Here is a 19,889-nt window from a genome sequence, read left to right as displayed (position 1 = left end):
ATGGTACAACACTGTTCATCGTCACAGTCAGCTTAATTACGTAACACCACAGCAACGCCATGAGGGCAAAGACCGTGAAATACTAGCAAAGCGGCACAAAGTGCTAGCGAATGCCAAAAGAGATAATCCAATGCGCTGGGGTTCACGTGCAGTAAGAAACTGCACCCCTTTAGGTGTCGTCACGTTAAATCCGGAGAATGATTTAAGAGTAAAAAAAGCAGCTTAAAATTTATGTATGAGTGACAACTATCTTGACAAATACCGCACGCTTAACTTCCCTTTAAACTTAGATTGAGTGACAACTATACTAAATATAAACAATGACAATGACTTATCGCGTATATTTTTATGCTGAGCAAGTCTTTCTCGCACAAACAAAGGCCATTCTTGAACAAGATGATAAAGCAAAAGAACATGGAGGAGCAGCTATATGCTTTTTAGCTTGTGCTGCTGCTATCGAAGCCGTTGCCAATAATTTACTCTCTAAAACTATAGGGTTTCGCCATTATGACGAATTAAGAATTACTTCAAAAATTGAGAGACTATAAATAAAACTGTGTAAATCATCTATCATGATACCCATAGAGGGAAAAGGATAGATCACATGGATAAAAAGACCTTAGAAGCCTTTGCTCGTGAAGTCGCTAAAGGCTTAAAAACTGAAAAAGACTTAGCTGAATTTAGGCAGGTATTAACGAAGGTGACGGTCGAGGCTGCGCTTAATGCGGAGCTCGACGAACACCTTGGCTACGATCGTCATCAGGCGTCAAATAACGAGAATAGCCGTAATGGCTATGCCTCTAAGACAGTCAAGACAGAAGACGGTCAGTTTGAGCTAGAAACACCCCGAGATCGTGATGGCAGCTTTGAGCCTCAGCTCGTTAAAAAAGGCCAGACACGTTTTACCTCGATGGACGATAAGATCTTAAGCCTTTACGCCAAAGGCATGACGACACGCGAAATCGTGGCAACCTTCAAGGAAATGTATGGCGCTGATGTCTCGCCTACACTGATCTCTAAAGTAACTGATGCCGTGATAGAGAAAGTGGATGAGTGGCAGTCTCGCCCCTTAGATGCAGTCTATCCCATCGTTTACTTGGATTGCATTGTTGTCAAAGTTAGACAAGATAAGCGAGTCATCAACAAAGCAATCTATCTGGCGCTAGGTGTTAATTTAGAAGGCCACAAAGAGCTGTTAGGCATGTGGTTATCTGAAAATGAAGGCGCTAAGTTCTGGCTAGCCGTCCTTACTGAGCTACAGAACCGTGGGCTGAAGGATATCCTCATTGCTTGCGTAGATGGCCTTAAGGGCTTCCCGGATGCCATCAGTGCTGTTTATCCACAGACGCAGATTCAACTCTGCATTGTTCATATGGTCCGTAACTCCATGAAGTTCGTACCCTACAAGGATTACAAGGCGGTCGCCACAGGCCTCAAGCGCATTTATCAGTCCGCCACGGAAGAAGAAGCTTTGCACGAATTAGAGTTGTTCGGTCAGCAATGGGATGACAAGTATCCGCAAATTAGCCGCAGCTGGCAGGCGAACTGGTCTAACTTAAACACCTTATTCCGCTACCCGGAGGACATTCGACGAGCCATTTACACCACCAATGCCATTGAGTCACTCAATAGCGTCATTCGTAAGGCGATTAACAAACGTAAGCTATTCCCTACGGATGATTCAGCCAGAAAGGTGGTGTACCTTGCTATCATGGATGCATCTAAAAAATGGACAATGCCAATCCGCAACTGGAAATTGGCATTGAATCGATTTATTATTGAGTTTGAAGATCGCATCAGCGATTATGTATAACCAAGATGTTTACACAGAATTATCTACAGACTCAAAGAAAGTGAGTTCGACTATTTAAACACAGAGGAATATGAGCCTTTTTTAGTCGGATAAAATACACTCTCTCTAACTTTATTCCAAAATTAAAATGTTATCTCTCCATATTAAACTATGTGAGCCTGACTCTATCAATTGTATATGCCTCACGCGTCTCTCTATTTTAGCTACATGCTCAACATTAGGCCTACTAGGTTTTGGATATTTTAAATAAGCAATTAATTTATAATAACAGTCGTAAGTAGCTAGTTTTAGTTTTTTATTATGCTCAAACTCTTCCCCATAATATCCTAAATTTATGTATGCAATATAAATCTGTTTTTTTGAAAAAAACAAACAAATACTAATAGCTAAGAGTTGTTCACGTAACTTTCTACTTTTGGTCATTTCCCTTCGTGCAGTAATTACTCTTACAAGTTGCTGTTCAATCGTACTAGCACCTTGTCTTTTATTTTCAAGTAAATTAACTTTAAAAGCTCTGACTATAGCTATAAAATCGACTCCAAAATGAAGCTCCGTTCTATGGTCTTCTGCCAAGATTAAAAGATAGTGAATAAATGAAGTTTTTCCAATACTTTCTTTCCTGACTTTCACAAAACAACGTTTGAAATCTCTGCGTACACTTTGTCGACAGTAAATCGGCATTGTCACAAACAAAAAAGCCAAAGTCAGTAACAAATAGAACAACTTTCGTATTCTTCTTTTTGTAAACATGCTATACCTGAAGATTTTGCTACCGTTGACTCAAATGTACCTTTTAATTCTTTCTTCTGACCCCAAGCAAACCCTAGGTCAAGCTCTATGTATATTGAACTCTTTCGAGACTTAGGATTGTCTTCAGTTAGAATTAGGTACAGCTTACTACGTCCTAAGTATTTCCTTTCAACCCCGCCTGTAATAGTACCCATGACTCGGTCATGATGTTTATATTCAAAGACATTTTTTATATATTTATTTTTATTTTCATTACTATTTGGTGCGAATTCTTTGATTTTTTCACTCTTACCTACAACAGTTTTATTAGCAAATGAAATAATGACCTCTCTACAAATCCACATTTCTTTATAAGATTTATAGCTAGTTCTTTTAGTTTTAGTCAACAAATAAAAACGCCCATTTAAATTTTTACTAGGGTCTCTCTTTTCTTTAATATAAAAAACCAATAAAGCGAACACAATAGCAGCAAGCAAAGAGCTGCTAAAAGCATTAAAAAAAAGTAACATTGCTCTTTTAAACTGCCTCTCGCATAACCTCTGTCAACACTGCCACTGTTTTACCCATCTCTTCTTCTGTCAAGGTAGGATGAACCAAGAACATCAGGCTGGTTTCTCCTAGCTCTTTGGCTACAGGTAATGATTTTTTAGGTCTATAGGGTGTGTTATCAAAAGCTTTTTCTAGATAGACCTCTGAACACGAACCTGAGAATGCAGGAACACCTCTTGCGCTAATCTCATTCATGATGCGGTCACGATCCCAGCCATCTTTGAGCTGGGTCGGCTCTACAAAAACATAGCACTTATACGCTGCATGAATAATATCGGAAGGAACTTCCGGTACGCGTAGTCCTGGTAGCTGCTTAGCAGCATCCCAGATCTTGTTTGCATTAGCAATACGTGCTTTGTGCCATTCAGGCATACGCTTAGTCTGAATCCGACCTAATACAGACTGGATTTCAGTCATGCGCCAGTTAGTACCAAAGGAGTCATGCAACCAACGGAAACCTGGCGGATGCTGTTTTTCATAGACAGAATCCCAAGACTTACCATGATCTTTATAAGACCACATCTTCTTCCATAAAACTTCATCATTGGTTGTGACCATGCCCCCTTCACCACCGGTAGTCATGATCTTATCCTGACAGAAAGACCAAGCACCGATATGACCAATAGAGCCAACGGCCTTACCCTGATAGTATGCTCCATGCGCTTGAGCACAATCCTCAATCACATATAAGTCATGCGCTTCTGCTATCTGCATGATACCTTCCATATCACATGACCAGCCTGCAAGATGCACCGCAAGTATTGCTCGTGTTTTTGGAGTTAGTACTGCTTTAATGGTTTCAGGAGTAATATTTTGCGAGTCTCGACAAACATCGGCAAACACTGGAATTGCTCCTGCATTAACAATACTAGAAGCAGAGGCCAAAAAGGTTCGAGGTGTCACAATCACCTCATCACCCTCACCTATGTCTAATGCTTTAAAAGCAACATCAAGTGCTAAGGTACCATTAGCAATCGCAACGGCATAATCAGTGCCGATATATGCGGCAAACTCTTTTTCAAACTCTCGTCCTTCTTGACCAGTCCAATAGTTGACCTTATTGGACAACAATACGCGTTGAGTCGCCTCTGCTTCTTCCTGCGTAAACGATGGCCAAGGAGAAAATGGAGTATTTAACATAATAAGAACCTACGATTTAATTAGAGGTTTAGCTGGATTACCAATAACGGTTGTATTAGCAGGAACACTTTTGGTGACGACAGCTCCCATGCCAACAACAGCACCGCTGCCGATTACTAAAGGATTATCTGGTGTACCCTGCTTCAAAACTGCTCCAGTGCCTATATATGCATGATCTTCAATAATAATGTTTCCATTGCATTTCACATTCGGTGCAAATGTCACATAATCACCAATAACACAGTCATGGGCTACATAACTATAAATATTTGCATGGAAATGTTGGCCAATTTTTATATCTGAAGTTAAGGTCACAAAAGGATTTAATATTGCACCCTCACCTAACTCAACGTTATCTAAAACACATACGTTATCCGCTATAACAGTCCAAGACTTAACGCCATGCTCCAAACATCTTTTAGATAACTTCTCACGTATCTCACTATTGGCGATAGCAATAGAGACGTAACGTTCTTCTGCCTCTAACCCTAAAAACTGTTCAAAACTTAAAACTTTATGACCATTGACACTACTATCCCGCACTGCATTATCATCGATAAAATACAATTGCTGAAGATCTACATTATGACTCAACAAGTTTACTCGTGCTAAAGGCATAACTTCACGGCCATAGCCGCTGGCACCGAATACGGCGTAAACATTTTGATTACTCATGATTATCTTCCCTCTTTGATGAACCTGTAAACTTTGGCATCGTTACCTCGCCTTCAGCACTTATCCCTTCTTTTACAAATACTTTTTTGATAGTTAACAAAAGAATCTTTATATCTAATAAAAATGACTGATTATCTACATACCAGACATCATATTCAAACTTCTCTTCCCAACTAATCGCATTACGACCATTGACTTGAGCCCAGCCTGTGATGCCGGGACGTACTTCATGACGACGATATTGCTCTGTTGAATATAATGGGAGATACTCCATTAATAATGGCCTAGGTCCTACTAGACTCATTTCACCTTTTAAAACATTCCATAACTCAGGCAATTCATCCAGACTCGTAGTGCGCAATTTAGCACCAAAAGGCGTTATCCTGTCTGCATCGGGTAATGGATTACCATCTTGGTCGGTCGCATCTTTCATCGAACGAAACTTATACATGCGAAATGGTTTACCATCTCTACCGGGACGTATTTGCGAGAAAATAACCGGCGTACCCATTTCTTTTTTTATTTTAAAATACAAAAGAAGAAAAAGAGGACTTAGTAGAATTAACCCAATAAAAGACACAACGATGTCCAAGGCCCTTTTAGAAAACAGATTTATCATTTATTACCAAACCTCTTAACTTGAACTTTCATCATAATCAAACGATAAATCATGTTATTTTAGTCTTTTCCACTAAAAATTAAAATCCTTTCTACTCAACAAACGCATTACTAAACCCTTTGAGTCACATTAGAGTACAAAAGGTAATACCTATTATAAAAATAGAGTATTATTTAAACAATCATTGACAACTATTATTTTCTCTTTGGTTTTTACTAGGTGTTACATCGTAAAAGGCGTTAATCCAAGTGTTTATCAACAAAATTTCTCTCTAGCAAGAAAACACTAAAACCGCACGGTCATTACATGTATTCAACAGTGTGCTAATACAATACGTAATGAGCTCACCAATACAAACTGTTGATAACACTTAATCCGCAGCGTTTTTATAAATTACTCTTTAGCTTCAAAGCTATTACATGCATTGATTACTGCAGCAACCTGTTCATCTGTAATCGTTGGACCCATTGGCAAGCTCATCACTTGCTGATGAATCATTTCAGATACTGGATAGCTCTCTGAATTTAATTCTGTATAGGCTTGTTGCTGATGCGGTGGGATTGGGTAGTGAATTAAGGTTTGAATGCCTTTATCCAGTAAGTGCTTTTGTAATGCTTCACGTTGTTCACAACGGACTACAAATACGTGCCAAACGTTAGCTTCATCCTGTTGAGTAGGCAAAATTATTGCCTGATTATTTATGCCTTTTATATACGCTGCAGCTACAGCACGGCGACGCGCTATCTCTGTATCTAAATGACGTAGTTTTACACTGAGCATCGCGGCTTGGATTTCATCTAAGCGGCTGTTAACACCTTGGAAAAGGTTTTTATATTTTTCATGTGAGCCGTAGTTGCGCAGTGCGCGTAAAGTTTCGGCGAGCTGGTCATCATTGGTCGTGACTGCACCGGCATCGCCTAGTGCACCGAGGTTTTTACCTGGGTAAAAGCTAAAACCGCTGGCATCGCCCCAGTTACCCGCTTTTTTGCCGTTTAGTTCTGCTCCATGGGCTTGGGCAGAATCTTCTAGCACAAGTAAGTTATGGCGCTGGGCGATAGCCATAATGGCGGGCATATCAGCTAACTGGCCGTATAAATGCACAGGGAGAATGGCGCGTGTTTTAGCGGTAATCGCCGCTTCGGTTTGTTTCGGGCATAGATTGTAAGTGGCTACATCTGGCTCAACGAGCACCGGCACAAGGTCATTGGCGCTGATGGCTAAAATGCTGGCAATGTAGGTGTTGGACGGCACAATCACTTCGTCGCCGTCTTTGAGCTTGCCCAACTCTTTCCACGCGCGCAGGGTGAGAATCAGTGCATCAAGGCCATTGGCCACGCCAATCGCGTGCTTAGTGCCGCAGTAGCTGGCGAACGCCTGTTCAAATTGTGCTAGTTCATTACCAGCGATGTACCAGCCAGAGTCGATAACACGGGTACAGGCTTCTATAAGCTCATCACGGTATTGGGCGTTGATGGCTTTTAAATCTAGGAAAGGGATCATTTTATATACCTAATAATTTTTGCTGGATTACCAACAACAACTGCATAATCTGGCACGTCTTTAGTAACGACTGCGCCCGCACCGACCATGGCGTTTTTACCAATAGTAATACCCGGTAAAATGGTGGCGTTTGCTCCGATGCTACAACCTTCTTTTAAGGTGATGCCTTGAAAAGCTTCGGGATATTGTTTAGAGCGTGGCGCTTTGTCGTTGGTTAATGTGGCATTGGGCCCAAGAAAAACATTGTCCTCTATTCGCGAACCATCCCATATCTGCACCCCTGACTTAACGGTGACGTTGTTGCCGATAATGACATCGTTTTCAATCAGTACTTGAGCGTTTATATTGCAGTTTTTGCCTATTACTGCGCCTGCCAAAACCACACAAAACTGCCACACTTTGGTGTCTTTACCTATATTTTGACTGTGTACATCAGCTAGCGGATGAATGTAACTCATAAGATTTCGCACCCGTTATAAAGATATTTAGGCATAACTGAAGATTTAACCATGGATTGCCACGTCGCTACGCTTCTCGCAATGACAGAACTATTAGTCTATGCAAGCAAAGTGAAACAGTTCATCTTCGCTATTCAAAACTCAAAATTAAGCATTCACAATTTTTATGAACGCATCATAATCACGAATATAATCAGCTTCATCATAATGTTCGCTGGCTAGCACTAGCAGTACACAGTCTTCGCTGAAGTCGTGCATTTCTCGCCAGATTAAATCACCGATCAATAAGCCTTTAGTAGGCGAGTCGAGCCAGGCTTCTTCACGATTTTTGCCATCGTCTAAAATCATTCGGCATTTACCTGTTACGCAGACGGCCACTTGCTTTAGATTGTGGTGGGCATGAAAGCCGCGAGCTACGCCCTGCTGTGTGCCAAAAATGTAGTACACACGCTTGATTTCAAAGGGAACGGTTTTTTCGGCTTCTAAGGCAACCAGCGAACCACGAGCGTCGCCGAGAGGCGGGAAGTGAGCCCATTGAATTAAGCTCATAATTTACCTTCCATTAAAGCAAGCAAATACTGCCCATAACTATTTTTACTCAGCTGCTGACCTATACGCTGTAAGTCTTCTTGGCTGAGCCAGCCGTTGTTAAAGGCTATCTCTTCTAAGCAAGCAATTTTATAGCCTTGGCGTTTCTCAATGGTTTCGACAAACATACCGGCCTCAAGCAAACTTTCATGGGTGCCGGTATCCAGCCAAGCGAATCCACGGCCAAGCAACTCAACGTCTAAGTCGCCGCGCTCTAGATAGGCTTGGTTGATGCTGGTGATTTCTAACTCGCCACGCTCGGAGGGCTGCACTTGTTTGGCGATTTTCACCACATCGTTATCGTAAAAATACAGGCCGGTTACAGCATAGTGTGATTTTGGTTTCAGTGGCTTTTCTTCAAGGGAAATAGCGCGCTGGTTTTCATCAAACTCAACCACACCAAAGCGCTCTGGGTCTTTCACTTGATAACCAAACACCGTTGCGCCGCTGGGCTTGGCCGCCGCTTTACGCAGCATGGGACCAAAGCCTTGACCATAGAAAATATTATCGCCCAACACTAAGCACACGTTGCTGTCGCCAATAAAGTCTTCACCAATAATAAAAGCTTGGGCTAAACCATCGGGGCTGGGCTGTTCGGCGTAGGTCAGATTAATTCCAAACTCACTGCCATCACCCAGCAGGCGTTGATAACCGCTGATATCTTCTGGTGTGCTGATCAGTAAAATATCGCGAATCCCTGCCAGCATCAGAACCGATAATGGATAGTAAATCATCGGCTTGTCGTAGATGGGTAGTAGCTGCTTGGATACGCCTTTGGTGATGGGATACAAGCGTGTGCCTGAGCCGCCGGCTAGGACAATTCCTTTTGTGTTGTTACTCATGATGTGACTCCTAAGCGTTCGCGCTGGTAACTGCCGTCTTGGACGTTTTTGCACCATTGTTGGTTATCTAAGTACCACTGCACGGTTTTACGGATGCCTGACTCAAAGGTTTCTTCTGGTTGCCAGTTGAGTTCTTTAGCGATTTTGCTGGCGTCGATGGCGTAGCGGCGGTCGTGGCCGGGGCGGTCGGTGACGTAGGTGATTAACGATTTGTAGCTGGAAGCGGTGGATTGCTTCGCTGCGCTCGCAATGACGGTTGGTGATTGCGACGTAGCAGTCTCACGGGGGCGTAGCTCATCTAAAATTGCGCAAATGGTTTCGACGACTTCGATGTTTTGTTTTTCGTTGTGGCCGCCAATGTTGTAGGTTTCGCCAATTTTGCCTTCGGTGACCACTTTATATAAAGCGCGAGCGTGGTCTTCAACGTAGAGCCAGTCGCGGATTTGGTCGCCTTTACCGTAAATCGGTAGTGGCTTGCCTTCTAGGGCATTAAGTATCACTAAAGGGATGAGTTTTTCCGGGAAGTGATATGGACCATAGTTGTTGGAGCAGTTGGTGATTATTGTAGGGAAGCCATAGGTGCGTAGCCAAGCGCGGACGAGGTGGTCGGAGCTGGCTTTACTGGCGCTGTATGGGGAACTTGGCGCGTAAGATGTTTGCTCTGTGAAGAGAGGCAAACCTTGTTGCTCTTGTAGGTCGGCCTTTAGGCCGACTTGTCGGGCTGAAGGCCGACCTACATTGTTTTCAGGTTCGTCATGGGGGTGTGGCAGGTCGCCATAGACTTCGTCGGTGCTGATGTGGTGGAAGCGGAAGGCTTGTTTGCGGTCTTCTGGGAGTGCATTCCAGTAGGCGCGTGCCGCTTCGAGCAAGATGTAAGTACCTACGATATTGGTTTGAATGAATTCTGCTGGGCCATCGATGGAGCGGTCGACGTGTGACTCAGCGGCAAGATGCATCACAGCGTCAGGCTGATGTTCAGCGAATGTCCGTTTAAGTTCGTCTGCATTACAAATATCAACTTGCTCGAACGTATAACGGTCGCTTTGGCTTATCTCAAGCAAGCTTTCTAAGTTTCCGGCATAAGTAAGCTTATCGAGATTGACGATGCTGTCTTGGGTGTTATTTATGATGTGGCGAATAACTGCCGAGCCAATAAAGCCAGCGCCACCTGTGATTAAAATTTTCATCTGAACAGCCCCACTAATTTACAATACTCTTAATCTTCATATGCTTAAAAAGTGCAAACCCATGATCGTAAAAGAAATGAAAGAGAATAGATAAGAGCCAGCTACTAGGCTTAATCAACAAATAGTTCTTTGATAAAATCATCGACTTGCCATGAAATATCTCTCGTCGATTTAAGGTTTTCATTGTATTCGTTTCATGTGATCTATAATAAAAAAGCGGTTCATTTACACTTGAAAATTCAGTAACAGCAGCACATCGAATAGAGAAATCCCAGTCTTCATATTTAAGAAAAGGGTCAAATCCTCCGACACGATCGTATAACTCCCTCGTAAACATAATGCTACCAGCAGCATAAGGTTGCCGTAATGATATTTTACTCAATACATTCCCAATAAATTCTTTCTTTGGAAAAACTCTTAATTCTTTCCCAGTATCTGAATCGAACTCAAGCGCTTGAGTATAACAAAACTCAGATTTGATATTACGCTGCATTGCTTTGATTTGCTTCTCAACTTTCGAAGGGTGATAGTAATCATCGGAAGCTAAAATACATATAACCAAACCTTTTGAAAAATCTTGTATCCCTCGATTAAGCGTTTTACAAACACCAGCATTTTCTTGCATAACCAATGTAAAGCCAAGCTCTTCTTTTAATTGCATAAGCAGCTCACAAGAGCCATCTTTAGAACCATCGTCAACAACAATAAGTTCAATATTTTTATATGTTTGATCAAAAACACTACGAATAGATTTTTCTATATAATTAATATGATTATACGAAGGAATTACGACACTTACTAATGGGTTATTTTCTATCATTTGACTGCCCCAATAATGAGGTGTAAAACATTAATAGCTTCTGTGCTTCGGCTGTCCAGTTATATTTCTCTAAAACTGCTTTTCGTCCATTACGGCCCATTTCTTCTGCTTTATCTTTATTTTGATTTAAGTACAGAATAGCCTTTGCTATTGCTTGAGGAGACTCAGGATTCACGCAAATACCACAATTATTATCTTCTATAATTTCTTTCCAAAGAGGAAAGTCAGAGCAAACAACAGGTAAACCAGCGCTCATATATTCAAACATTTTATTAGGCTGAGATTCCATATGGTTGGGTGCTGGTAAAAATGTAACTATTGCCACGGTAGACTGGGACAATAGTTCTCTAACTGATTCTCGGTTTAACAACCCCAAAAAGCTAACATTTGACCAGCCAGGACTCGTCCTTAATTTATTTTCAAATTCAAGCTCTGAGAAATTTCCTGCAATTGCAAGATTCAAGTTTGTATTAATAGCAAATGAATCTACTAATTCCTGCAAGCCTCTAACTTTTGAAGCAGTACCTATATATACAGCGCTATATTTAATATCAATCGACTTCTCTAGCGGCTCAAACTCACTTTCAAAAGGAAAATTATTTATATCTAAGCTTATCGCATTAAGTGACTTGAAATGATTGCAAATAGAAGGAGTTGCCGCTATTACGGCATCTAATTTTTTTACCATAACTTTTTCTAAAAAAGAATACACAGTTGAAACAACACTTCTCATTACAAAATTCAGATAAGGCTTATCTTTTATATCATCAGCATAGTTTTCATGCGAGTCAAAGACAACAACTGCATTGGTTTTATATTTCAGCTTTAAACCTGAAGGAATAAGCTCTGGATCATGAAAATGATAAAAATCAGCTTTAAGCTCTAAAGCTTTAGTATAAACTCGTTTTGTTGTATTAAGCATACGACCAATTCTGCCGCTATTACTACAACCCACGTCTAAAATTTTAACACCATTTTTAACTTCATCACCTAAACCATCTGCTACAACAAGATAAACATCATAACCAGCATTAGCTAAAGTTACACATTGCTTTAAAAAAATTCTTATGTCGTAGCGTTTATGGACAGATGTGAAATGTACAATTTTTTTCAACTTAGTATTCCTTACTTAAAATATCAGCAATAGCAAAAGAAGCTCGTCCGCCGCCGTATAATTCTTTTTCATCTTTAACTACACGTCCTAAATTACGCTTGGAGGCCTCGATAATTTTAAGTGTATCAGCACCAACCAACTCATTAGCTCCAACTTCAATCAGCTCAACCCACTCTGTTTGATCGCGCATAGTCACACAGGCTTTACCAAAGAAAAAAGCTTCTTTTTGCACACCGCCACTATCAGTTAGCACTAGCCCTGTTCGCTGTAACAGCCAGATCATTTCCAAGTAGCCTACTGGTTCAATTAAATGCACATTAAGACTTAAACCCTGTTGTGCAATAACATTACGTGTACGTGGATGTAGCGGTAAAACAACCGGAGCAACGTTATGATGTAGATAATTAAGTGCTTTTACTATTTCCGCTAAACGCTCAGGATTATCAGTATTTTCTGCACGGTGTAATGTGGCAAGAATAAAGCCATCAGCCACAGCAAAACCTTGCGGCGCATTAGCCCGCTGAGCAAAAAATTCAGCGCTGTCTTGCATCACATCACCCACTTGCAATACCTGAATGGGCTTGTCATTAAAGCCTTCACGCTCAAGGTTTGCCATGGCGGAATCAGTCGGGCAAAACAGCACGCTGCTGATTTGATCGGTCAGAATACGGTTAATTTCTTCTGGCATTTGCATATTAAAACTGCGCAGGCCAGCCTCAACGTGTGCTACTGGGATATGCAGCTTAGCCGCCGATAAAGCACCGGCAAGCGTGGAGTTGGTATCGCCATACACCAGCACCCAATCTGGTTTTTCTTGCAACAACACTTTTTCAATTTCAATCAACATACGCCCCGTCATATCACCATGACTGCCGCTGTTGATATTGAGTTGATAGTCAGGGCGAGGGATGCCAAGTTGATCGAAAAACACATCGGACATATTGGCGTCAAAGTGTTGGCCGGTATGCACTAACACTTCGGTTAAGCCTTCGGTTTCTAGAATGGCTTTGGATACAACGCTTGCCTTAATAAATTGCGGGCGCGCGCCGATGATGGTTAGGATTTTTTTCATTTAAAAACTCTTTTTTGGCTACAAAAGGACACGGAAAGCACAGAAGGTTAAGCAAAAGCGAAGGGTTTGACCACGAGAGACTTGAAAAGAAAAATTGGGGTGTCCATGAAAACCTCTGAAGCTTACAGCAAGCTTATTATTTTCTGTGGATTCCGTGGCTAACTATCAAGCCTATAAGTTGTTATAAAACTCCAACAGCTTGGCTTCTTCAATACCCCAATTATAGCGCTCATGCACTGCTTTTTGGCCGTTACGGCCCATTTGCTCAGCTTCGGCTGGATGGGTAACTAAGTAATCAATCGCTTCAGCGATGGCTTGTGGTTCTAAGGGATCGACACATAAACCGCATTGGTTGCCTTCGATGATTTCTTTCCAAAGCGGGAAGTTAGAGCCGATGACTGGAACGCCTGCACTCATGTATTCAAACATTTTGTTGGGTTGCGCATCGATATGGTTAGGCGAAGGTAAAAAAGTAACCAAGCCGCCTACGCAGCGTGAGAGTATGTCACGTACATCCTGCCGCCCAACAAAACCCAATGCATCTACACGTTGCCAGCCTTTATCAGTATGCGCGGCCGCTTCAACCGTAGGCTCGTTAAACTTACCAGCCAACTGTAAACGCGCACCAGACTGCACCCCCCCATCGCTTGAACAACCTGAGAAATACCGCGAATACGACCAATGCCTCCCACATAAGCCACTTGCGCTTGTTTCTGCGACCAATCAATTTCGCCACTGGCTAACTCACCCAGCAAGGGGTAGTTGTTGATATCCACCGAAGTAACGCCCATTGCCAAATATTTATCACGGATAAAAGGCGTGGCAGCAATCACCGCATCCAACTTAGGTGTCGCCCAGCGTTCAAACAAAGCAAATGTCTTAGACAGCAACCACTTGGCTGGCTTATTCAAATAGGGCTTACCCAGCAACTGCTTGGGCACATCCTCATGGGCATCAAAAATCACGACCTTGCCGCGCTTCTTGAGTTTGACACCAATCGGAATCAACTCAGGGTCATGCAGATGGTAGATATCCGCATCCAACTCCAGCGCTTTAACCAACACTCGCCCTGGGGCATTACGGATACGATCCATGCGGCCTTTGGATGCACCTACATCATAGATGGATACGTTGTTTTTGGTTTCGTCGCCCTTACCATCAGCAACGATCAGTGAAACGGTGTAGCCGTTGCTGGCAAGTGACGTGCACTCCTTGAGGAAAATGCGCGTGTCATATCGGGGGTGGACGGAGGTGAGGTGGGCGACTTTACGAATAAGCATTCAGATTCTTTCCTGTTAATTTAGCCACAATCCCCTGCACTTTTTTCAGTAGCGCGTAGCGGCTATCCCAGTTGGGGAAGTCGGTGTAGTGCCTGCCAGGTTCTTCAATGTATTTATCTAGTTCTGAAACAGTGATACTTAGTTTTTCGGCTATAAAGGCTTTGTCTTCTGCTAGCTCTGCATGGTCGTAGAGGGGTTCGTTTAGCTTTTCTACTGCCTGTTCACGAGTGATTTTGCGTTTATCCATATTGAATTTTTTAGGTAAGTAGTAATTCTGGAAAAACTTGGTAAAGCGCGACTCACCATGCTTACGTTCGTAGGATATATAACCAATGCTTTCTAAACGTTGCTGCGCAATTTCTTGACTATAGGGCATAAGATTTAGCGGCCTTACAGCGGTCATTTTCTTCACAAAAGGGAAGTAAACGTAATACTCAAAAAAACTGATGGTTTGGTAATCTTTTAAAGCCACTTTACCGTATTTCTTATGAATCGCTTTTAGGCTAATTTCATCCATAGCGGCATGGTGCCACGCTGACGGGAAGGTTGATTCAGTTGCTATGTTGCCACCGTTGATGACATAGCGAATATCGTTGTCTACCGCAAAGTGATACAGATTGGCAAAAAACGCATGGTCTTGCACCACATCTTGGTTTGCCACGCCTGCTTTTAAATAAGCAAGTTGTAAGTCTTTTACTTCTTCCCAATCAACCACCTTGGTGTGCAACTTAAAGCCACAATAATCAACCACAGTGTTAATGTTTTTGACGGCATCTTCACTGTTCCAACCGGCATCCACATGCACCACTAAGGGCCTTAAACCGTAGTCTTTCATGACTAGGGCGAGGAAAGAGCTGTCTAACCCACCGCTGAGCCCTAAAATACAGTCGTATGCTTTGCCCTCACCTTCTTTTTTAAGCTGTGCGACTAAAACGTCTAACTTACGTTTACCTTCTTCATTTGGAAACCAACGCTTAGCAGTCACTTGGTCAAACTCATGGCAGTGGTTACACACACCTTGAGCATCGAAGGTAATTTCAGGGTCGGTGGTGTCCATAACACAGCGGGTGTATATTTGGTGGTTGTTATCAGTCATGGTTATGCCTTATTTAATAGCTGTTGGTAAGCCGCTAACATTTTTTGCTCTTGCACTTCCCAAGCGTTTTCGCAGGCGGCTTGGTAAGCATTGGCTTTCATGCTAGTTAAGTCTTGCTCTAAAAAGTTATCTATTGCCTGATTAATGCCTTCAGCAGAAAAATCACTGATAACCGCGCCCATTGCATAGCGTGTGACTAGCTCAGACATATCCTTCATATTAGAAACCAACACCGGCAAGCCCGCCATGGCGTATTCAAATAACTTGTTTGGCATACAGTAGTAATAAGATAGGCAAGTGTTTTCAATTAAAGAAATGCCAAAATCAGCAGAAGCGGTGTATTCCAGAACCACTTGCGGGGGCACAGCAGGGAAAAAGTAAATATTTGAGTGCTGCTCAGCGGCAATTTTTATATCCGCTTCTAACGGGCCATACCCCATAAACACTGCCACTACTTTGTCATCTTTACGCTGTTTAAAAGCCTCTAAAATCAAATGAACCCCGCGACCTGGCATTAATCCGCCCTGATAAAGCAAAATAATTTTGTCTTCACGAATGCCCAACTGCTCACGGAAGTGATTATTGATTTTTAATTCACGTGTGTTCGGCGCATTTAAAACTACGGGTGGACGAGCGATGTTGTATTCATTGGCGTACCAATCAGCAATGCTTTCGCTGACTACTAGGGTCATATCCGCTTTGTGAATAAGCTTTTTTTCAAGCTTTTTTGAAAGGCGCTTGCGCAAATTCATTCCGCCTACCTGCTCAGTTTCTAGTTCGTGAGCATCATAAACTAAGCGGGCACCAAAGAGTTTCTTAGCCAAAAAGCATATTGGCAAAACACCCAATGCATGAGCATTCACAACCGATGGCTTTAGCCTTCTCATTAATAGTAGACACCTAATTAAAAACTCAACGTATTTAATTAACTGAAAAGGTAAACTTTTAGGCAAGTTGCGTGTAATAAGATTAATCCTATACAGCTCAATATCTTGAGCAATATGTTCATGCTTAGGTAATTCTTTAGAACCTAAAGCAATAATGGTTATTTTCTTAAAAACCTCAGCCTTGATAAGTGATTTCACCTGTTTTAATACGCGACTAGCATTGGTGAACTCATTCATATTGATATGAACATTATGCATCTGAATTACTACCCTCAATCACTAAGGTGTACCAACGTAAATAATTAACCCAACGCCATACTCGTAAATCAAACTTTCGTTGACCTGAAACCACCTCATTAAACTCTTTAATAATTTCTTGTTTGTTGATAAATGCAATTTCTGGTGCGTTATCTATCCACTGTTGAATAATATCACTCATTGAAAGTAACCATTCTGATTCTGGCGTAGCGAAGCCTATTTTATCTTTTCTATCTAGTATTTCGTCAGGCACAATTCCGCGCATTGATTCACGGAAAATATGTTTGGTCACACCTTCATCCGATATTAAATATTCTTCAGGCAAGCTTAATAAAAACTCAGCCAATGGCAAGGTTAAGAAAGGAACACGGCTTTCTAAAGAAAAAGCCATAGAGTTTCTATCACCATGCCTTAACAAAGATGGCAATCCTCTTCCCTGCAAAGAGTTAGCTAAAGCTTCGCGTACACGCTTGCCTTTATTGGCTTTGTTTAAAACATCACGCTTTTCTGTGAGTTGCACATTTTTAGTAGCTAAATAATCTACTTTTAACCAAGCAGGTGCAAAGTCGCGTCCCATTTTCTTTCTAGCAAAAGCATAGAGCCAATTCGGTAATTTAATTCGGCCTAAATATTGCCAAGCCAATGAATAACTACCACCCGGTAATTGCGCCCATTTTTTTGCATACTTGTGTGCAGCAAGCAAACCTTCGCTTTCTAACTTGCTAAGTAGCTTGTGACCCGGATAACCAAAATAACCAGCTAAAAGCTCATCTGCACCCTGACCATCAAGCGTAACTGTAACACCTTGCTCTTTAGCCAGCTTAAACACTCTATACTGCGCATAAATACTAGTGCCACCAAAGGGTTCACCTTGTTTTAGCAGCATATCATCTAAATCCTGCTGCATTTGGTGCTGGTCTGCATATACTTTATGTGACTGCGTATTCATCTGCTTGCTGAGCGTATCTATCCAAGACTCTTCAGAAATACTTTTTTTAGTAGCGACATAGCTAAAGGTTTGTATGGGTAAATCTGGCTGCAAATAACGTACTGCAGAAACAACAGCTGACGAGTCTATACCGCCCGATAGTGCAATTCCTAAAGGCACATCACTTCTTAGATGAAGCTTTACGCTTTCTAAAAACAAATGGCGTAATTTTTCTTTAGCTTCGTTAAAGGTGATATTTTCAGTAGTGCTAATATCTGGTTGCCACCAAGCCTTAGGTTGAGTGGATACACCAGACTTCAAATCAAACTCTAAATAATGCCCAGGCAGAAGGTGTTTAATACCCTCTACAAAAGTAGATTCAGATGAATCGTAATCACCGTGTACTAGATAATCATAAGACCGCTGTAAATCGGGTTTAGGCTCTATAGCTCGTAACTTAATAAGGCTGCGTATATCGGAACCAAAATAAAAATTTGATTGACCATCAAGACTATAAAAGAAAGGCTTTATACCGAATGCATCTCTAACTAGGGTTAATTTTTTTTCTTCTTTATCTAATATCACAAAAGAAAACATGCCTATAAACTTTGATAAAGCAGATAAGCCCCATGCTGACCAAGCATTAACAAGCACTTCAGTATCTGAATCTGTTGTAAATTCAAAGCCTAGTTTTTCAAGCTCTAACCTAAGCTCTTTGAAGTTATAAATCTCACCGTTATAAATAACGCTATAACGCTGATCAGAAGAATAAAATGGCTGTGAAGCCTCTTCACTTAAATCAATAATCGAAAGCCGCGCATGTGCAAAACCAACATAAAGCTGATCTATTTTTTCTAGCCGAATACTTTGATTATCTGGCCCACGGTGCTTTATTAACTTCAACGATTCTTCTAATAAACCAGCTTTATTTTTACTACTTACAAAACCTAAGAAACCACACATTTGGTTTTCCTACTTGAATTATCATTAAAAACAAACACACTCACTGCAAACCCTACAAAAAACCACATGACTGGCCATTCTTTACCAACCGATAGATTGGCGTATAAAAACAAGAAGAGTAGAACAAAGAGCAGCCATAGATTGATGATTGCTTGGTTTAGGTCTTTGCCTTCTTTGCTTGCTGTTTTAATACTTTTAACCAAATGCCAACCTACTAAAAACAATAATGTAAGAGCGATTAAAAGCCCGACTAGCCCAAGTTCTGCCAGTAGGTTAGGTATAAAGTTGTGCAGTGTTCTGCCTGCATTGCCTGTGGTGAGTTCTGCGACATTCACATTGCCTAAAAAGGGTGCATAACTCATTTGAGCTGCGCCGGTTTCTAATAAAATATCGAAACGAGAGGTAACTGAGTTGTTGGAGCCTGTACCAAAACCAAAAGCGCGGGTTTTGCTTAAATCAAACCCTGTTACTTGTATGGCAATTACGGCTAGAAAAATAACCGCTACTAAAGCTGTGATGGCGTATTTAATAAGTTTTTTGAAGGTTTGTTTAGATAGGGGTAAGCGTAAATTTTTATTATAAAAAGCCTGTCGTATGTTTTTATTAAAGCTGAGCAAAGCGAGTACGCAGGTCATTAGGTAAATGGCTAGTAGGTTTGCTGTGGCAGCGTTAGAGCCTATCATCTGGCTGCTGATAACGGCTAGAACCATGCCAATACTGTAAATACCCAGCCACACAAATAGGTTAATACGCTTTCGTGTGCGAGGGTGGCTAGTTATGGATATAAAAGTAAAAGATGCCATCACAAACAGCATAATTAGAAAGTTACCCGGACGTTGATAACCCCCCTCTACGCCTGAGATATAAAATATATCATCTCTGTCTAGTAACCTGCCTTTAAAGCTTAAAAAGATAAGTGTGCTTACTAACAAAAATGTTAGCAGTAGTGTTTTACTGCTGGTTAGTTTTAGGTTGGCGTTGGTTAAGGTGTCTAGGGCTTTTCTTGCGAAGGTGCCGAGTAAAAAAAACAGTAAAATACCGCCAGTTGTAGCAACAGTGAGTTGTTTTAGGTGTTCCATATCGCCTAGGTCAACAATAACTCTAAGTGCAACCCAAAGAACAAAAAGCAAAAACACAACAAAATGCAGGCGTAATGAAATTTGACTTTTCACTAATTGCAAAAAAAACACACCACCCGCTAAAGCCACAAAGCCACCTAACAAGGGTAGCACTGTGCCCATTTCACCAACATTGGTTATGTTTAGAGTGAAATAAAAAAACAATAACAGGAGTTGAATAAGGCTAACGACTAACAAGCCGTTGGGCTTTTTAATAACAAACTGATTCATA

Annotated in this window: 21 protein-coding genes and 1 pseudogene; 3 read left to right on the top strand and 19 right to left on the bottom strand. The window is 41.5% G+C overall.

Annotated elements, in window-relative coordinates; genetic code table 11:
* The 3 genes and pseudogenes from B092_RS15610 to B092_RS0106760 form a co-directional block, all read left to right on the top strand.
* Positions 1–226 (top strand): annotated as a pseudogene (locus tag B092_RS15610) (hypothetical protein); the annotation flags it as partial.
* A gap of 100 nt (positions 227–326) precedes the next feature.
* Positions 327–548 (top strand): hypothetical protein, encoded by a 222-nt coding sequence (locus B092_RS0106765; RefSeq protein ID WP_018574498.1) that lies wholly within the window; start codon positions 327–329, stop codon positions 546–548.
* 56 nt (positions 549–604) lie between these two features.
* Complete coding sequence (locus B092_RS0106760; protein WP_018574497.1) at positions 605–1,813, top strand: IS256 family transposase; 1,209 nt, start codon at positions 605–607, stop codon at positions 1,811–1,813.
* Between the two features lie 111 nt (positions 1,814–1,924).
* On the opposite strand, the gene B092_RS14700 is transcribed toward B092_RS0106760, so the two are convergent.
* The 19 genes from B092_RS14700 to B092_RS13875 all read right to left on the bottom strand — a co-directional run bounded on the left by B092_RS14700 (position 1,925) and on the right by B092_RS13875 (position 19,888).
* On the bottom strand, positions 1,925–2,563 hold the full coding sequence (locus B092_RS14700) for a transglycosylase domain-containing protein (RefSeq protein ID WP_083907484.1): 639 nt from the start codon (positions 2,561–2,563) through the stop codon (positions 1,925–1,927).
* On the bottom strand, positions 2,518–3,072 hold the full coding sequence (locus B092_RS0106750; RefSeq protein WP_018574495.1) for a hypothetical protein: 555 nt from the start codon (positions 3,070–3,072) through the stop codon (positions 2,518–2,520). The genes B092_RS14700 and B092_RS0106750 overlap by 46 nt, the downstream gene beginning before the upstream one ends.
* Positions 3,073–3,079: 7 nt before the next feature.
* The gene (locus B092_RS0106745; RefSeq protein ID WP_018574494.1) at positions 3,080–4,252 is read right to left on the bottom strand and encodes a DegT/DnrJ/EryC1/StrS family aminotransferase; all 1,173 of its coding nucleotides are present in this window, start codon (positions 4,250–4,252) and stop codon (positions 3,080–3,082) included.
* 9 nt (positions 4,253–4,261) lie between these two features.
* Positions 4,262–4,927 (bottom strand): acetyltransferase, encoded by a 666-nt coding sequence (locus B092_RS0106740; protein ID WP_018574493.1) that lies wholly within the window; start codon positions 4,925–4,927, stop codon positions 4,262–4,264.
* Positions 4,920–5,546, bottom strand: a complete 627-nt coding sequence (locus B092_RS0106735) for a sugar transferase (RefSeq protein WP_018574492.1) — start codon at positions 5,544–5,546, stop codon at positions 4,920–4,922. The genes B092_RS0106740 and B092_RS0106735 overlap by 8 nt, the downstream gene beginning before the upstream one ends.
* A gap of 393 nt (positions 5,547–5,939) precedes the next feature.
* Positions 5,940–7,046, bottom strand: a complete 1,107-nt coding sequence (locus B092_RS0106730; protein ID WP_018574491.1) for a DegT/DnrJ/EryC1/StrS family aminotransferase — start codon at positions 7,044–7,046, stop codon at positions 5,940–5,942.
* Positions 7,043–7,504, bottom strand: coding sequence for an acyltransferase (locus B092_RS16030; RefSeq protein WP_018574490.1), 462 nt, complete (start codon positions 7,502–7,504; stop codon positions 7,043–7,045). The genes B092_RS0106730 and B092_RS16030 overlap by 4 nt, the downstream gene beginning before the upstream one ends.
* 147 nt (positions 7,505–7,651) lie before the next feature.
* A complete protein-coding gene (locus B092_RS0106720) occupies positions 7,652–8,053 on the bottom strand; it encodes a sugar 3,4-ketoisomerase (RefSeq protein ID WP_018574489.1) in 402 nt (133 codons plus the stop codon).
* Positions 8,050–8,934 (bottom strand): glucose-1-phosphate thymidylyltransferase RfbA, encoded by an 885-nt coding sequence (gene rfbA / locus B092_RS0106715; protein ID WP_018574488.1) that lies wholly within the window; start codon positions 8,932–8,934, stop codon positions 8,050–8,052. The genes B092_RS0106720 and rfbA overlap by 4 nt, the downstream gene beginning before the upstream one ends.
* A complete protein-coding gene (locus B092_RS0106710) occupies positions 8,931–10,121 on the bottom strand; it encodes a dTDP-glucose 4,6-dehydratase (RefSeq protein WP_018574487.1) in 1,191 nt (396 codons plus the stop codon). Before B092_RS0106710 ends, rfbA begins: the two co-directional genes overlap by 4 nt.
* Before the next feature lie 13 nt (positions 10,122–10,134).
* Complete coding sequence (locus B092_RS13885) at positions 10,135–10,941, bottom strand: glycosyltransferase family 2 protein (protein ID WP_018574486.1); 807 nt, start codon at positions 10,939–10,941, stop codon at positions 10,135–10,137.
* Positions 10,928–12,055, bottom strand: a complete 1,128-nt coding sequence (locus B092_RS0106700) for a glycosyltransferase family 4 protein (RefSeq protein WP_018574485.1) — start codon at positions 12,053–12,055, stop codon at positions 10,928–10,930. Before B092_RS0106700 ends, B092_RS13885 begins: the two co-directional genes overlap by 14 nt.
* A 1-nt stretch (position 12,056) precedes the next feature.
* Positions 12,057–13,127, bottom strand: coding sequence for a non-hydrolyzing UDP-N-acetylglucosamine 2-epimerase (gene wecB, locus B092_RS0106695; protein WP_018574484.1), 1,071 nt, complete (start codon positions 13,125–13,127; stop codon positions 12,057–12,059).
* Between the two features lie 171 nt (positions 13,128–13,298).
* Complete coding sequence (locus tag B092_RS15860) at positions 13,299–13,739, bottom strand: glycosyltransferase (protein ID WP_232244207.1); 441 nt, start codon at positions 13,737–13,739, stop codon at positions 13,299–13,301.
* Complete coding sequence (locus B092_RS13880; protein WP_232244208.1) at positions 13,670–14,407, bottom strand: glycosyltransferase; 738 nt, start codon at positions 14,405–14,407, stop codon at positions 13,670–13,672. Before B092_RS13880 ends, B092_RS15860 begins: the two co-directional genes overlap by 70 nt.
* Positions 14,394–15,503: an N-acetyl sugar amidotransferase gene (locus B092_RS0106685; protein ID WP_018574483.1), complete on the bottom strand. Its 1,110-nt coding sequence runs from the start codon at positions 15,501–15,503 to the stop codon at positions 14,394–14,396. The genes B092_RS13880 and B092_RS0106685 overlap by 14 nt, the downstream gene beginning before the upstream one ends.
* Before the next feature lie 2 nt (positions 15,504–15,505).
* Positions 15,506–16,648: a glycosyltransferase family 4 protein gene (locus tag B092_RS0106680; protein WP_018574482.1), complete on the bottom strand. Its 1,143-nt coding sequence runs from the start codon at positions 16,646–16,648 to the stop codon at positions 15,506–15,508.
* Positions 16,641–18,539, bottom strand: coding sequence for an asparagine synthase (glutamine-hydrolyzing) (gene asnB / locus B092_RS0106675; RefSeq protein WP_018574481.1), 1,899 nt, complete (start codon positions 18,537–18,539; stop codon positions 16,641–16,643). The genes B092_RS0106680 and asnB overlap by 8 nt, the downstream gene beginning before the upstream one ends.
* Positions 18,524–19,888, bottom strand: a complete 1,365-nt coding sequence (locus B092_RS13875; RefSeq protein WP_018574480.1) for a hypothetical protein — start codon at positions 19,886–19,888, stop codon at positions 18,524–18,526. The genes asnB and B092_RS13875 overlap by 16 nt, the downstream gene beginning before the upstream one ends.
* Position 19,889: the final 1 nt, after the last annotated feature.

Source organism: Oligella ureolytica DSM 18253, assembly GCF_000373745.1.
Classification (GTDB): Bacteria; Pseudomonadota; Gammaproteobacteria; order Burkholderiales; family Burkholderiaceae_B; genus Oligella; species Oligella ureolytica.
The sequence above is the reverse complement of the archived record's forward strand: the minus strand, read 5'-3'. Positions and strand labels throughout refer to the sequence as shown.

Excerpts from the sequence above, each read along its gene's own strand:
- B092_RS14700 (WP_083907484.1), bottom strand. The coding sequence starts at position 2,563 with ATGTTTACAAAAAGAAGAATACGAAAGTTGTTCTATTTGTTACTGACT.
- asnB (WP_018574481.1), bottom strand. The coding sequence starts at position 18,539 with ATGTGTGGTTTCTTAGGTTTTGTAAGTAGTAAAAATAAAGCTGGTTTA.
- B092_RS0106765 (WP_018574498.1), top strand. The coding sequence starts at position 327 with ATGACTTATCGCGTATATTTTTATGCTGAGCAAGTCTTTCTCGCACAA.
- B092_RS0106720 (WP_018574489.1), bottom strand. The coding sequence starts at position 8,053 with ATGAGCTTAATTCAATGGGCTCACTTCCCGCCTCTCGGCGACGCTCGT.
- B092_RS0106735 (WP_018574492.1), bottom strand. The coding sequence starts at position 5,546 with ATGATAAATCTGTTTTCTAAAAGGGCCTTGGACATCGTTGTGTCTTTT.
- B092_RS13875 (WP_018574480.1), bottom strand. The coding sequence starts at position 19,888 with ATGAATCAGTTTGTTATTAAAAAGCCCAACGGCTTGTTAGTCGTTAGC.
- B092_RS13885 (WP_018574486.1), bottom strand. The coding sequence starts at position 10,941 with ATGATAGAAAATAACCCATTAGTAAGTGTCGTAATTCCTTCGTATAAT.
- rfbA (WP_018574488.1), bottom strand. The coding sequence starts at position 8,934 with ATGAGTAACAACACAAAAGGAATTGTCCTAGCCGGCGGCTCAGGCACA.
- wecB (WP_018574484.1), bottom strand. The coding sequence starts at position 13,127 with ATGAAAAAAATCCTAACCATCATCGGCGCGCGCCCGCAATTTATTAAG.
- B092_RS0106710 (WP_018574487.1), bottom strand. The coding sequence starts at position 10,121 with ATGAAAATTTTAATCACAGGTGGCGCTGGCTTTATTGGCTCGGCAGTT.
- B092_RS0106745 (WP_018574494.1), bottom strand. The coding sequence starts at position 4,252 with ATGTTAAATACTCCATTTTCTCCTTGGCCATCGTTTACGCAGGAAGAA.
- B092_RS0106730 (WP_018574491.1), bottom strand. The coding sequence starts at position 7,046 with ATGATCCCTTTCCTAGATTTAAAAGCCATCAACGCCCAATACCGTGAT.
- B092_RS13880 (WP_232244208.1), bottom strand. The coding sequence starts at position 14,407 with ATGCTTATTCGTAAAGTCGCCCACCTCACCTCCGTCCACCCCCGATAT.
- B092_RS0106740 (WP_018574493.1), bottom strand. The coding sequence starts at position 4,927 with ATGAGTAATCAAAATGTTTACGCCGTATTCGGTGCCAGCGGCTATGGC.
- B092_RS0106750 (WP_018574495.1), bottom strand. The coding sequence starts at position 3,072 with ATGTTACTTTTTTTTAATGCTTTTAGCAGCTCTTTGCTTGCTGCTATT.
- B092_RS0106760 (WP_018574497.1), top strand. The coding sequence starts at position 605 with ATGGATAAAAAGACCTTAGAAGCCTTTGCTCGTGAAGTCGCTAAAGGC.
- B092_RS0106680 (WP_018574482.1), bottom strand. The coding sequence starts at position 16,648 with ATGCATAATGTTCATATCAATATGAATGAGTTCACCAATGCTAGTCGC.
- B092_RS16030 (WP_018574490.1), bottom strand. The coding sequence starts at position 7,504 with ATGAGTTACATTCATCCGCTAGCTGATGTACACAGTCAAAATATAGGT.
- B092_RS0106685 (WP_018574483.1), bottom strand. The coding sequence starts at position 15,503 with ATGACTGATAACAACCACCAAATATACACCCGCTGTGTTATGGACACC.